General features: G+C 52.5%; 11 protein-coding genes. 9 read left to right on the forward strand and 2 right to left on the reverse strand.

The window, feature by feature from the left end:
* Positions 1-2: 2 nt before the first annotated feature.
* From B5G27_RS13975 to B5G27_RS13995, 4 genes are all read left to right on the forward strand, one after another.
* Complete coding sequence (locus B5G27_RS13975) at positions 3-449, forward strand: MarR family winged helix-turn-helix transcriptional regulator (RefSeq protein ID WP_087179464.1); 447 nt, start codon at positions 3-5, stop codon at positions 447-449.
* A 204-nt stretch (positions 450-653) separates the two neighbouring features.
* Positions 654-1,238 carry a DUF6465 family protein gene (locus B5G27_RS13980; protein WP_087179465.1) on the forward strand — a complete coding sequence of 195 codons (585 nt, stop codon included), beginning with the start codon at positions 654-656 and terminating at the stop codon, positions 1,236-1,238.
* 562 nt (positions 1,239-1,800) lie between these two features.
* On the forward strand, positions 1,801-2,400 hold the full coding sequence (locus B5G27_RS13990; RefSeq protein ID WP_087179530.1) for an HD domain-containing protein: 600 nt from the start codon (positions 1,801-1,803) through the stop codon (positions 2,398-2,400).
* A gap of 24 nt (positions 2,401-2,424) precedes the next feature.
* Positions 2,425-3,150, forward strand: a complete 726-nt coding sequence (locus B5G27_RS13995) for an NAD-dependent protein deacylase (RefSeq protein WP_087179467.1) — start codon at positions 2,425-2,427, stop codon at positions 3,148-3,150.
* Positions 3,151-3,160: 10 nt separating this feature from the next.
* On the opposite strand, the gene B5G27_RS14000 is transcribed toward B5G27_RS13995, so the two are convergent.
* On the reverse strand, positions 3,161-3,724 hold the full coding sequence (locus B5G27_RS14000; protein ID WP_162611262.1) for a putative ABC transporter permease: 564 nt from the start codon (positions 3,722-3,724) through the stop codon (positions 3,161-3,163).
* Between the two features lie 17 nt (positions 3,725-3,741).
* On the reverse strand, positions 3,742-4,599 hold the full coding sequence (locus B5G27_RS14005) for a class I SAM-dependent methyltransferase (protein ID WP_087179469.1): 858 nt from the start codon (positions 4,597-4,599) through the stop codon (positions 3,742-3,744).
* A 542-nt stretch (positions 4,600-5,141) separates the two neighbouring features.
* Here B5G27_RS14005 and B5G27_RS16665 point away from each other — a divergent pair.
* From B5G27_RS16665 to gltB, 5 genes are all read left to right on the forward strand, one after another.
* Positions 5,142-5,273, forward strand: a complete 132-nt coding sequence (locus B5G27_RS16665; RefSeq protein ID WP_275533014.1) for a hypothetical protein — start codon at positions 5,142-5,144, stop codon at positions 5,271-5,273.
* A gap of 252 nt (positions 5,274-5,525) precedes the next feature.
* The gene (gene argS, locus B5G27_RS14015; protein WP_087179471.1) at positions 5,526-7,292 is read left to right on the forward strand and encodes an arginine--tRNA ligase; all 1,767 of its coding nucleotides are present in this window, start codon (positions 5,526-5,528) and stop codon (positions 7,290-7,292) included.
* Between the two features lie 8 nt (positions 7,293-7,300).
* On the forward strand, positions 7,301-8,494 hold the full coding sequence (locus tag B5G27_RS14020; protein WP_087179472.1) for an alanyl-tRNA editing protein: 1,194 nt from the start codon (positions 7,301-7,303) through the stop codon (positions 8,492-8,494).
* Entirely contained in the window at positions 8,491-9,429 is a 939-nt protein-coding gene (locus B5G27_RS14025) for a CPBP family intramembrane glutamic endopeptidase (protein WP_162611263.1), read from the forward strand. The genes B5G27_RS14020 and B5G27_RS14025 overlap by 4 nt, the downstream gene beginning before the upstream one ends.
* A 265-nt stretch (positions 9,430-9,694) precedes the next feature.
* A complete protein-coding gene (gene gltB / locus B5G27_RS14030; protein WP_087179473.1) occupies positions 9,695-14,227 on the forward strand; it encodes a glutamate synthase large subunit in 4,533 nt (1,510 codons plus the stop codon).
* The last annotated feature ends 9 nt before the right edge of the window (positions 14,228-14,236 follow it).

Genomic DNA, 14,236 nt, shown 5'->3' on the forward strand with positions numbered 1-14,236 from the left:
GCATGAGCCCACGTGAGACCATCAATGATATCCTGGTCAATCTGTTCAATGAAATATGGAAACTGGAAGAAGACGCGATCATTACGGATGAATTTAAAGACATTACTAACAATGATATGCATATTATAGAAGCGATCGGCCTGACAGGAGAGAATACCATGTCCATGGTGGCGAAAAAGATGGGGATCACGGCAGGTTCTCTCACGACGTCAGTAAACGGGCTTGTGAATAAAAAATACGTGGTACGCCAGAGAAGCGAACAGGACCGGCGCGTTATATTCCTGCGCCTTACGGAAAAAGGGATCAGAGCATATGAACATCACCGGGAATATCACCGCCAGATGACTGACGCAGTGATCGGCACGCTCAGTGAGGAAGAAATCCCGGTCCTTGTAAAAACGCTGAAGGGCCTGTCCGGTTTTTTCAGAGGATATAAGGATAGAATGTAAAATTGACTGTACGAATGTTACTGGGAATAGCGTACGGATAAAAAAATTTACCATGAGAAACAAAAAAGTTTGACCTTTCCTCTAAAATGAGGTACAATCCCCTATGGAACTTTGAGGATTGAGTTGAATATTCAGGGGCACTGACATCAATACAGATGCCAATGCCGGAAATACTTGGGTGTATTATTTTAGGAGGGAACAAGTATGGCATTAAAGAAGACAACTTCAACAGCAAAAACAGCAGCTAAGAAAACAGCTGAGGTAAAGGCAGAACCGGTGAAGGCGGCAGAGAAAGCTGTAAAAGCAGAACCTGCAAAAGCTGAGGCAAAAGCAGAAAAAGCAGAGCCGGCAAAAGCGATCGAGACAAAGAAAGACACAACGAAAAAGCTTGAGACAAAAGCAGCAGTTTTAGTAGATACACCAGCAGAGAAGACAGAAGAAAAAGCAGCTGCAAAGAAGACAACAGTGGCTAAGAAAACAGCAGCAAAAACGACAGCAAAGACAACGGCAAAGAAGACAGCAGCTAAGAAAACGACAGCGAAGAAGACAACCGCAGCTGCAAAGAAGGCGGCGGATGAGAAGGCTGAGGTCAGGACAGAGATCTTCCTGCAGTTCGCCGGCAAGGAGTATACACAGGATGAGATCCTCCAGAAAGTAAAAGACATCTGGACATATGACCTGAACAACAATGTAGATGACATCAAAGACGTACAGCTTTATCTGAAACCGGAAGAGTCCGCTGCATACTATGTAGTGAACGGCAATACGACCGGAAAGGTAGTGCTGTAAGCTCAGACCATATCAGCAGAACACAGAGTCCTCTCTGTACCGGGAAATCTTTTTGAGAAGAAATTCCCGGACAGAGGGGATTTTCCTTTTTCCTCATTGTGGTATAATGATTGTACATTCGTACAATCCGAAGCGGTCTCACCGCTTCGCCCCGCTGCGCGGGGATTATACCGGGACCCCCGGCTTGGAAAGTAAATGCCGCTGGCGCGGCGCTTCCTTTCCTGCGCACGTGGTATAATGATTGTATATTCGTACAATCCGAAGCGGCTTCACCGCTCCGCTGCGCGGCGCTTCCTTTCCTGCGCACGTGGTATAATGATTGTATATTCGTACAATCCGAAGCGGCTTCACCGCTCCACTGCGCGGCGCTTCCTTTCCTGCGCACGTGGTATAATGATTGTACATTCGTACAATCCGAAGCGGTTTCACCGCTTCGCCCTGCTGCGCAGGGATTATACCAGGGAGCCATGGATTGAAAAGTAAATGCCGCTGCGCGGCGCTTCCTTTTCTGCGCGCATGGTATAATGAGGAGGAAATGGAGATGAATACAATGCAGGAAAACATGAAACTTGAAAAAGAACGGCTCGAACAGCAGATCCGTTTTATCACAGAAGTGGACAAAGTGAAAAATATTTTCCGTCAGACTTATCTCGCAGACGGGAAGAGAAAGGAAAATGATGCCGAGCATTCCTGGCATCTGGCGCTCTCGGCCATCCTACTGGGAGAGCATATGAAGGAAGAGGCGGATCTGACAAAGGTCATGGTCATGGTGCTGATCCACGACCTTGTCGAGATCGACGCCGGGGATACCTATGCCTATGACGAGGCAGGGGCAGTGACAAAGAGGGAGAGGGAAGTGAAGGCTGCGGACCGTATCTTCGGGCTGCTCCCTGAGGACCAGGGAACATATTTCCGGGCGCTCTGGGAGGAGTTCGAGGCCTATGAGACAGCAGAGGCAAAGTTTGCCCATCTGCTGGATAATTTCCAGCCCCTGCTCTTAAATGACGCGTCAGACGGAAAGAGCTGGGCAGAACACGGCGTGCATAAGTCCCAGGTGTGCAAAAGGAATGAGCGCATCCCTGAGACGTCAGAGATCGTGTGGGAGAAGATGCTGGAGATCATGGATAAGCATATAGAGAAAGGAAACCTAAAAGCAGACTGACCGGACAGGAGGTATGACAGAGAGATGTATGAGAAAGAGATCGAACAGCTCCAGGAGATGATCGATGAGAGCAGCAGGATCGTATTTTTCGGGGGCGCAGGCGTTTCCACTGAGAGCGGGATACCGGATTTCCGCAGCGCGGATGGCATTTATCACCAGCAGTATAAGTATTCTCCGGAACAGGTAGTGAGCCATACTTTTTTCATGCGTTATCCGGAAGCGTTTTATGAATTTTATAAGGAGAAAATGATGGCGCTGGATGCGAAGCCGAACCCTGCCCATCTGAAGCTGGCGGAACTCGAAAAGGCAGGGAAGCTGACCGCAGTCGTGACCCAGAATATCGATGGGCTCCACCAGGCTGCCGGGAGCCGGAATGTATACGAGCTGCACGGGAGCATCCACAGGAATTACTGTATGAAATGCGGGAAATTTTATGATGCGGGATATGTGAAAAATTATGACGGAGTGCCAAGGTGTGAGTGCGGCGGCATGATCAAGCCGGATGTAGTGCTCTACGAGGAAGGGCTGGACCAGGCGACCATCCAGGGAGCGGTCCGCGCGATCTCACAGGCAGATATGCTGATCATCGGCGGCACTTCGCTGGTCGTGTATCCGGCAGCGGGATTTATCGATTATTTCCGGGGAAAGTATCTGGCAGTGATCAACAAGTCGGAAACAGCGAGGTCAGTCCGTGCGGACCTGACCATCGCCGCTCCGATCGGTGAGATCATGAGTAAGATCAGAGTGTGACCGTCTGGCATTACAGGCAGAATGTGAAGATCACATCTGCGATCAGAAGTATAAATAAGATCAGGCTGACCGTATAAAGTGTCCTGTCAGACATTTTTGCGGTTAGTTTTTTAAATAACGGCTGAAGGACATACAGGAAGACCATGCCTCCGATACCGAAGCGGATACTCGGATTGAGCGCGATGCGCCCCTCGAAGTTAAAGGCAAAACGGCGGTAGTCCCAGAGCCATTCCCCGTGGGTGGATTCCATGATATAGCTGGCCGCCAGTTCGATAGCTGTGGTGATGAGCACGATCCCGATGAAGACCAGAAGCGGCGTCACCGGGATCTTCCCGATGCAGATGCGCTTCTCCTTCAGCTTCCACAGACAGAGGATGAGTACGATCGCCCCGACTCCGTATACGATACAGTAAGGGCCGAAGAGCACGCCTCTGTTGGAAAATCCCCAGCGGTACACGAACACTTCCAGAAATACTTCATAGATCCATCCGATGATGGAGTACAGCATAAAATATAGAAAATATTCGGAAAGTTTCTTTTGTATATTTAATTTCATAGGTACATTTAATTTCATATCCGCACACCTGCCTTTCAGCGCTCCCATCTCCCGGACGCCCCGCATGGGAGCACCAGTCCGGACTCTGTCACAGGCAGTCCGATCTCCTCGGACACGACATGGCCGCCCCACGGTTTGAGCTCTGTCGCGATCATATAGGTCAGGACAGCCGGGGCAAGTCCTGTCGTATAAGAATTCACGAGGAAAAACAGAGCGTCCTTTGAGAGGATTTTTGTACACAGTTTAATGAGAGGATGGATCATATCCTCGATCTTCCAGATTTCGCCCTTTGGACCTCTCCCGTATGACGGAGGATCCATGATAATGGCGTCATAAGTATTTCCCCTGCGGATCTCGCGCTCCACAAATTTCACACAGTCGTCTACGAGCCAGCGGATCGGCGCGTCCTGAAGCCCTGAGGAGACCGCGTTCTCTTTCGCCCATCCGACCATGCCTTTGGAGGCGTCCACATGGGTGACATGTGCTCCGGCTGCCGCTGCCGCAAGGGTAGCGCCGCCTGTGTAGGCAAAGAGGTTCAGCACTTTGACCGGACGCCCGGCGCTCCGGATCTTTTCGGAAAACCAGTCCCAGTTGACCGCCTGTTCCGGGAACAGGCCGGTATGCTTGAAGCTGAACGGCTTCAGGTTAAATGTAAGCGGACCGTAATGGATCTGCCACTGCTGCGGCAGGCGGAAGAACTCCCATTCCCCGCCGCCTTTTTTGCTGCGGTGGTAATGCCCATTCATCTTTTTCCAGCCAATATGCTTTTTCGGAGTATCCCAGATAACCTGAGGATCCGGGCGGACGAGGAGATATTCGCCCCAGCGCTCCAGTTTCTCTCCTTTCGAACAGTCTATGACTTCATAATCTTTCCAGTTGTCAGCGATCCACATAGATGAAATCCCTTTCTAAAGCAATCATATTTGTGAGTTCCGGCAGCCCCGGATACGGGGCCGGGACTGTCTGTTTCCTGACAGCCCCTCGATACATTCATCTGATTATAGCATAGAAAGAAAATGCGGAGAAGAGGGAAATCTGTATTTGTGGGGGCCTTCTGTCAGAGTAAAACGTCCGAAAGCAGCAGGGAGCAACTGCCTTTGGCTCAGACAAGCCCCCCGCTGCTTTCAACGCATAGTTCCGGATTTCAAGTTTTTTCAAGCCCCTCCGCAGTCACCTCAGTCACCCACACACCCGTGCTGAAAGGTTTTCGAAAAAGGCGCTTCGCTGTTTTCTGGTTTTGCTCAAGACGGAAGGTCCCCGACAAATGCAGCATTTCAAAACGCGGCGAGAAGGGAACTCTCCCGGCAAAAGGCAACCCATCTCCCGAAAGTCCACAGTATCTTCCGTCTTGGATAAATTCCTGTTCCGCCGCTGAAGCTCCCCTCTGACCCACCTTTTGAAATCCTGCATTTGCCTGCGGGGACCTTCCGATCGGATGTGCGCAGAAAACCGCTCCTTTGATGCACCTTTCGCGGCGGACGGGGATATGGCGACGGTGACTTGGAGTAATCTGATGGAAAGACTTAAAAGAATGGGATGCGGCGTTAATTTCAAAGCGGATGCCTGAGCCGCAGGCGAATCTTCCGCTTTGGAATTGTCCTTAGCCGTATCCCATTCTTTTTACGTCTTTCCCAGATTACGGAACCGGAACCTGAGCCATATCCCCGTCCGCCGCGAAAACGTCTTGAATCATACCGACGGTTTTCGGACGTTTAACCAATCGGTCGGCTGCCCCACAAATACAGATTGAGCTCTTGCTGTACGCCTGCTTACATGGTAGAATAACATTCATACGGATTTAAAGGAGTGTGAAATAAAATTGAAGACATTGCTGGAACTGATCACAATAGATATGAGAGAAGCATTTGCAAAGGCGGGATACGATGAAGAGCTTGCAAAAGTAACTCTCTCCAACCGCCCGGACCTGTGCGAATACCAGTGCAACGGCGCCATGGCGGGAGCAAAGAAATATAAGAAGGCACCGTTTATGATCGCTGAGGATGTGGCGGCAAATCTGAAGGACAGTGCTTATTTTGAGTCTGTGGATGTGGTGAAGCCGGGATTTATCAATCTGAAGCTGTCTCCTGAGTGCGTGGCATCTTACCTGAATGAGATGGCAGGGGAGACGAAGTTAGGCGTTGAGGATGAAAAGGATCCCAGGACTGTCATGATCGACTACGGCGGACCGAATGTGGCGAAGCCGCTCCATGTGGGGCACCTGCGCTCCGCGATCATCGGGGAGAGCGTAAAGCGGATCATCCGTTTTAAAGGCAATCAGGTGATCGGGGATATCCATCTCGGCGACTGGGGATACCAGATGGGGCTGATCATCACGGAGCTTAAGAAGCGTCAGCCGGATCTCCCGTATTTTGACGAGAGCTTTGAAGGGGAATATCCGAAGGAAGCGCCTTTTACGATCGGCGAGCTGGAAGAGATCTATCCGACGGCAAGCGCATATGCGAAAGAGAACGAAGAATACAGAGAAGAAGCATTGCATGCTACCTATCTCCTGCAGAATGGCTACAGGGGATACCGCGCGATCTGGAACCACATTATGAATGTGTCTGTCGCGGATCTTAAGAAGAACTACGAGAGGCTGAACGTAGAGTTTGACCTTTGGAAAGGCGAGGCTGACGCTCAGCAGTATATCCCGGATATGGTGCAGATGTTAAAAGATAAGGGGTTTGCCCGCTATGACGAAGGAGCTCTCGTGGTGGACGTCCAGGAAGAGACGGACAACAAGGAGGTGCCCCCCTGTATGATCCTGAAATCAGACGGGGCTGCACTTTATGATACAACAGACCTTGCGACACTTGTGGAAAGGGAGAAAGACTATCAGCCGGATGAAGTGATCTATGTGGTGGATAAGCGTCAGGAGCTTCATTTCACACAGGTATTCCGCTGCGCGAAGAAGACGGGCATCGTGCGTCCGGAGACAGAGCTTAAGTTCCTCGGGTTCGGGACTATGAACGGGAAGGATGGGAAACCTTTTAAGACGCGCGAAGGCGGCGTCATGCGCCTGGAAAACCTGATCCGTGAGATCAATGAGGAAATGTATAAGAAGATCATGGACAACCGCACGGTGGAGAAAGAAGAGGCGAAACAGACCGCGCAGACAGTAGGGCTCGCCGCGATCAAATACGGCGACCTTTCCAATCAGGCGTCGAAGGATTATATATTTGATGTGGACAGGTTCACATCCTTTGAGGGAAATACAGGACCTTATATCCTCTACACGATCGTGCGTATTAAGTCGATCCTGAATAAATATCAGGAGAACGGCGGAAGCCTGGAAGGACTCGGGATACGTCCGGCTGAAAACGGATATGAGAAAGCGCTGATGCTCCAGGTCCTGAAGTTTAACGATGTGTTCGAAGCGGTATACGCGGAGACAGCGCCGCACAAGCTGTGCGCTTACATCTATGAGCTGGCAAATGAATTTAACAAGTTCTACCATGAGACAAAGATCCTGTCTGAGGAAGATGAGCAGAAGAGGGCGGGATATATCGCTCTCCTGGTACTGGCAAAACGTGTCCTGGAGACGTGCATCGATCTCCTGGGATTTGAAGCGCCGGAAAGGATGTAATACAAAAAATGACAGAAAAACTGTTTTATAAAGACAGCCATCTTTCGGAATTTGAGGCAGAGGTGGTCTCCTGCTGTCCGGGGGGAAACGGACTGTTTGAGGTTGAACTGGACCGTACCGCCTTCTTCCCCGAGGGCGGCGGGCAGTATGCGGATACCGGCATGCTCGGTGAGGCGAAAGTGCTGGACGTGCAGGAAGAAAGCGGCAGGATCCTCCATTTTACGGATGCGCCGCTGGAGACCGGGAGCCGGGTGAAAGGCAGCCTGGACTGGGAAGAACGGTTCATGAAGATGCAGCAGCATACGGGGGAACACATTGTGTCAGGTCTGGTCCACAGCCGGTTCGGGTACAGGAATGTGGGGTTCCATCTCGGGAGTGAAGACTGCACAATGGATTTCAGCGGAGAGATCACGCCGGAAGAGCTGGCGGATATAGAGCTGGAGGCGAACCGCGCGGTGTGGAAAAACCTGAAAGTTGAGACCGTATATCCGCCCCGGGGCGAGCTGGAACGGATGGAATACCGCAGCAAGATCGAGATCGAAGGCCCGGTCAGGATCATTGTGATCCCGGGATATGACCGGTGTGCCTGCTGTGCGCCTCATGTGGGGCGGACAGGTGAGATCGGCGTGATCAAACTGACAAATATCCAGAGATACAAAGGCGGCGTGAGGGTGACCATGCTGTGCGGCGTGAGGGCGCTTGCGGATTATGCTGTAAAACAGCAGCAGGCGAAAACTGTCGGAGCGATGCTGTGCGCAAAGGAAAACGAGACCGCTGAGGCGGTGGGACATCTGAAAGAGGAATATGAGGACCTGAGGTATGCTCTGGGAGAGAAAGAGAAGATGCTGGTCAGCTGTATGGCGGACATGGTCCCTGACGGGGAGGAAGCTGTATGTCTGTTCCCGGATGAGATGGAAGGGGATTCCATGAGGATGCTGATGAACCGGGTGCTGGAGAGGGGGCATATTTTGTGTGCGGTATTCTGCCGCTGCAGTGAGCCAAAGGAGAATGGACCAAAGACAGCTTACCGCTATGTGATCGGCAGCCGGACACTGGATATGCGGTCTGTGGTCCGGGAGTTCAATCCTGCGTTTGACGGGCGCGGAGGCGGGAAACCGGCGATGGTCCAGGGGACGGCACATGGGAGTGAAGCGGAACTCAGGACATGGATCCTGAAGAAAGCGGAGGAGATGTCATTATGAATCAGATACAGAGGAAAAGCCCGTTCTGGAGCCTTGCCGGTCCGCTGCTCGCTTATCTGGCGATCCAGTGGGTGGTCCAGACAGCTGTGATCCTGGTGATCAGTATCCCCTATATGGCTGATGCATATGCTTCGATGATGCAGCTGGGCATGGAAAGAGCTGTGGACATGCAGGAGCTGATGGAAGCGGGGCTGAAGGCGATGGAGCCGGCGTTTGAGCTTGTCATGCGGTATCAGGTAGAGATCATGGGGGCGGCGGCAGCCGGAACAATGATCCTTACAGTGACCCTTTTCCTGAAAGACAGGAAGCTGGAAAAGGTATATGGTGTTGTGCGGCCGGAGAAAAAAACGGTTTCTGTATATATCATGATCGCGCTCCTGGGAGCAGCAGGCAGTATTGCGGCAACCTGCCTTATGGCAATGGCGCAGCTTGCTTTTTATGACAGCAGCTACCAGCAGTCGGCGGAGGTGATGTATGGGGCGGGGATCCCGGTGCAGATCGCAGTGCTTGGGATACTGATCCCGGTTTCGGAAGAGCTGATGTTCAGAGGTATCCTGTTTAAGCGGTTTCGGGAAAGACAGGGGTTCTGGTACTCGGCGGTCTGTTCTGCCGTGTTTTTCATGTTCATGCATACCAGCTTCACACAGATGGTCTACACGTTCCTTCTGGGGCTGATGCTGGCATATCTGTATGAGCAGACGGGCTCCTTCAAAGCGCCTGTACTGCTCCATATCCTGATGAATTCAGGGTCAGTTATCTGTACGGAGACAGGAGTTTTCCAGTGGCTGGGATCTGAGCCGGCGAGGATGGCAGGCGCGGCGATCGGAGGCGCGTTTATCTGTTCGGCGGTATTTGTGGGGATCCAGAAAGCCGTGGGGGCAGGACAGAAGAAAAAACCATCGGATACAACAGATCATCTGGATATGTTCCGATAAAAAAACAATGTGGAATTGTGCGAGGCAGGATTAGATCCTGCCTTGTTTTTTATAGGAAATTTTAAAAGAGGGACTGGATTTATAATGGAATATTGGAATTTTAATAATTAATACTATTGTTTTTAATAAGACGAAATTATCTGATAAATATATATTATAAATAAAGAATTCAAATAATCTGACAATTTAGAAATATTTTCTATTTACAAACCGGAAAAAATCGTGTATAGTCATCCCATAAATTGCGAAAGAGAGGAGAACGGCTATGAATCAGGCGAATGAGAACCTGCAGGGGCTGTACCGCGAGAGTTTTGAACATGACAACTGCGGTATCGGCGCGATCGTTAATATTAAAGGGAAAAAGAGCCACAGCACGGTGGCGGGAGCTCTTGAGATCGTAGAGCACCTGGAGCACCGGGCGGGAAAGGACGCGGAAGGAAAGACCGGAGACGGTGTGGGCATCCTTCTTCAGATCTCACATAAGTTTTTTTCAAAAGTCTGTAAACCGCTGGGGATCAGTCTCGGCGGAGAGAGGGACTACGGTGTGGGGATGTTCTTTTTCCCGCAGGATGAGCTGAAGAGGAACCAGGCGAAGAATATCTTTGAGGTGATCGTAAAGAAGGAAGGACTGGATTTCCTCGGCTGGAGAGAGGTCCCGATCCATCCGGAGGTGCTGGGCAAGACGGCTGTGGACTGTATGCCTTATATCATGCAGGCTTTCATCGCGCGTCCGAAGAGGATCGAGAAGGGGATTTCCTTTGACCGCAGGCTGTATGTGGTGCGGCGTGTGTTCGAGCAGAGCAGTGATGACACGTATGTGGTCTCTCTCTCGAGCCGCACGATCGTGTATAAGGGAATGTTCCTCGTCGGACAGCTCCGCCAGTTTTTCGGGGATCTTCAGGATGAGGACTATGAATCCGCGATCGCCATGGTCCACTCCAGGTTCAGTACGAACACAGCGCCGAGTTGGCAGAGGGCGCATCCGAACCGCCTGATGGTGCACAACGGCGAGATCAACACGATCCGTGGGAATGCGGACAAGATGCGGGCAAGGGAAGAGACCATGGAAGCAGGCTGCTTAAAAGGCGAGCTCCACAAGGTCCTCCCGGCGATCAATACCTCGGGATCCGACTCCGCGATGCTGGACAATGCCCTGGAATTCATGGTGATGAGCGGGATGGAACTGCCGCTGGCCGTGATGATCGCCATCCCGGAACCGTGGGTGAACAACCGGAGCATGTCCCAGAATAAAAAGGATTTCTACCAGTATTACGCGACCATGATGGAGCCCTGGGACGGCCCGGCGTCCATCCTCTTCTCGGACGGGGATGTGATGGGGGCAGTGCTGGACAGGAACGGCCTGCGCCCGTCCAGATATTATATCACGGACGATGACAACCTGATCCTGTCTTCCGAGGTGGGAGTGCTGGACATTGACCCGGCGAAGATCCTCGTAAAGGAGAGGCTGCACCCGGGCAAGATGCTGCTCGTGGACACTGTGGCAGGCAGGGTGATCGACGATGAGGAGCTGAAAGAGCGCTATGCCAACGAGGAGCCTTACGGCGAATGGCTGGACAGCAATCTGATCCACTTAAAGGACCTGCCGATCCCGAACAAGGATATCCCGAAATATACAAAGGAAGAGTGTACCCGCCTGCAGAAAGCCTTCGGGTACGCCTATGAGGATGTGAAGACTTCGATCCTTACAATGGCGAAGAACGGCGCGGAAGGGATCGCGGCGATGGGGATCGACGCGCCCCTCTCTGTCCTCTCAAAGAAGCGTCAGCCGCTGTTCGGATATTTCAAACAGCTTTTCGCCCAGGTGACGAACCCGCCCATCGACGCGATCCGCGAGGAGATCGTGACCTCCACTGTGATCTATGTGGGCAAGGACGGGAACCTTCTGGAGAAAAAAGAAGAGAACTGTAAGATGCTCAGGGTGAACAATCCGATCCTGACGAATACAGATCTCCTGAAGATCAAAAATATGAAAGTGGAAGGGTTCAAGGTGGCGGAGATCCCGATCACTTACTATAAGAACACCAGCCTTGAGAAAGCTCTGGAGTATCTGTTCGTGGAAGTGGACCGTGTGATCCGCGAGGGCGCGAACATCCTGATCCTGACAGACCGGGAGATGGACGAGTACCATGTGGCGATTCCGTCCCTGCTCGCTGTGTCCGGTCTCCAGCAGCACCTGGTGCGCACGAAGAAAAGGACATCCGTGGCCATGATCCTGGAGAGCGGCGAGCCGAGAGAAGTGCATCACTTCGCGACGCTCCTCGGATACGGCGCCTGCGCGATCAATCCGTACCTGGCCCACGAGTCCATCCGCCAGCTCATCGGATCCAGACTCCTGCACAAGGATTACTATGCGGCGGTAGATGACTACAACAGCGCGGTCATCCACGGCATCATCAAGATAGCTTCCAAGATGGGGATCTCGACGATCCAGTCCTACCAGGGCGCGAAGATCTTCGAGGCGATCGGGCTGAAAAAAGAGTTTATCGACAAATATTTTACGGATACAGTGAGCCGTGTGGGCGGCATCGGGATCGAGGAGATTGCCGAGGATTACACAGCCTTCCACACACAGGCCTTCGATCCCCTCGGACTGGACAGCGACATGACGCTGGACAGCGTGGGACGGCACAAATATAAGAGCGGCGGGGAGGAACACCTCTACAACCCGCAGACTATCCATATGCTCCAACAGTCTACAAAGCGTGGAGATTACGGGATGTTCAAAGAATATACCAGGATGGTGGACGAAGAGGGAGAGAAGATCAATCTGAGAGGACAGCTCGACTTTAACTATCCGAAGAAAGGGATCCCGATCGAGGAAGTGGAGAGCGTGGATTCCATTGTCACCAGGTTTAAGACCGGAGCCATGTCCTATGGTTCGATCTCCAAGGAGGCCCATGAGACTCTGGCCATCGCCATGAACCGTCTCCACGGTAAATCCAACTCGGGAGAGGGCGGCGAGGAGATCGAGCGTCTGGATACGGACCGCTGCTCCGCGATCAAGCAGGTCGCGTCAGGACGGTTCGGCGTGACTTCCAGATATCTGGTGAGCGCCCAGGAGATCCAGATCAAGATGGCGCAGGGCGCGAAGCCGGGCGAGGGCGGACACCTGCCGGGCGGCAAGGTCTATCCGTGGGTGGCGAAGACCCGCCATTCGACGCCGGGCGTGAGCCTGATCTCACCTCCGCCGCACCATGATATCTATTCGATCGAAGACCTTGCACAGCTCATCTATGACTGCAAGAATGCCAATAAAAACGCAAGGATCTCTGTAAAGCTCGTGTCAGAAGCAGGCGTGGGGACCGTAGCTGCCGGTGTGGCAAAAGCAGGGGCAGGCGTGATACTGATCTCCGGGTATGACGGCGGTACCGGGGCTGCGCCGAGAAGTTCCATCCAGAATGCGGGGCTTCCCTGGGAGCTGGGGCTTGCGGAGACGCACCAGACGCTGATCGAGAACGGCCTGAGGGAACGGGTGCGCATCGAGACGGACGGCAAGCTGATGAGCGGCCGCGATGTGGCAGTGGCGGCACTTCTCGGGGCGGAGGAGTTCGGGTTTGCCACAGCTCCCCTGGTGACCATGGGATGCGTGATGATGCGTGTGTGCAACCTGGATACCTGCCCGGTAGGCGTGGCGACACAGAACCCGGAGCTGAGGAAGCGTTTTGCCGGCAAGCCGGAATATGTGATGAACTTCATGAAATTCATCGCAGAGGAGCTGAGGGAATACATGGCGAAGCTGGGCGTGCGCACAGTGGACGAGATGGTGGGCCGCACAGACCTTCTGAAAGTGAAGGAAACCGCCACATCCAGGCGGGCGGCATCCCTTGACTTAAGCGGCGTCCTGTACAATCCGTATGCAAAGCAGAAGAAAGCCATGATCTTTGACCCGAAGAAAGTATACAACTTCGAGCTTGAAAAGACACTGGATGAGAAAGTGCTCGTAAAACAGCTCCTTCCCGCTCTGGAAAAGGGGCAGAAGAGGAGCATCGAAGTGGACGTCACGAACACGGACCGCACCTTTGGCACGATCTTCGGCTCGGAGATCACCAGGAGATATCCGGAAGGGCTGGAAGAGGACACCTTTGTGATCAAGTGCAGCGGCACGGGCGGACAGAGCTTCGGCGCATTCATCCCGAAGGGACTGACACTGGAGCTGACCGGCGACAGCAACGACTATTTCGGGAAAGGACTGTCAGGCGGAAAGCTGGTCGTATATCCTCCGAAGGGGACGACATTTAAGTCGGATGAGAATATCATCATCGGAAACGTGGCCTTCTATGGCGCCACAAGCGGAAAGGCCTATGTCAGCGGCGTGGCAGGAGAAAGATTCTGCGTGCGCAACTCCGGCGTTCGGGCTGTCGTGGAAGGCGTGGGCGACCACGGCTGCGAATATATGACCGGAGGGTGTGTGGTCATCCTCGGCAAGGTAGGCAAGAACTTTGCCGCGGGAATGAGCGGCGGTATCGCCTATGTGCTGGATGAGGACAGCACGCTCTACACAAGGGTCAACAAGGCCATGGTAAAGATCCGGCGCGTGACGGACAAGTATGATGTCCAGGAATTAAAGGGCATGATACAGGAGCATGTCTCCTATACGAACTCAGAAGTAGGAAAACGGATCCTGGATCACTTTGAAGAGTACCTGCCGAAATTTAAGAAGATCATCCCTGAGGACTATGAGAAGATGATGTCCGCGATCATCCAGATGGAAGAAAAAGGACTGAGCAGGGAAAAGGCAAAGATCGAAGCGTTCAATATGATCAAGAATGGAAAATAGGAGGCGTTA

Source organism: Lachnoclostridium sp. An76 (assembly GCF_002161355.1).
Classification (GTDB): domain Bacteria; phylum Bacillota; class Clostridia; order Lachnospirales; family Lachnospiraceae; genus Mediterraneibacter; species Mediterraneibacter caccavium.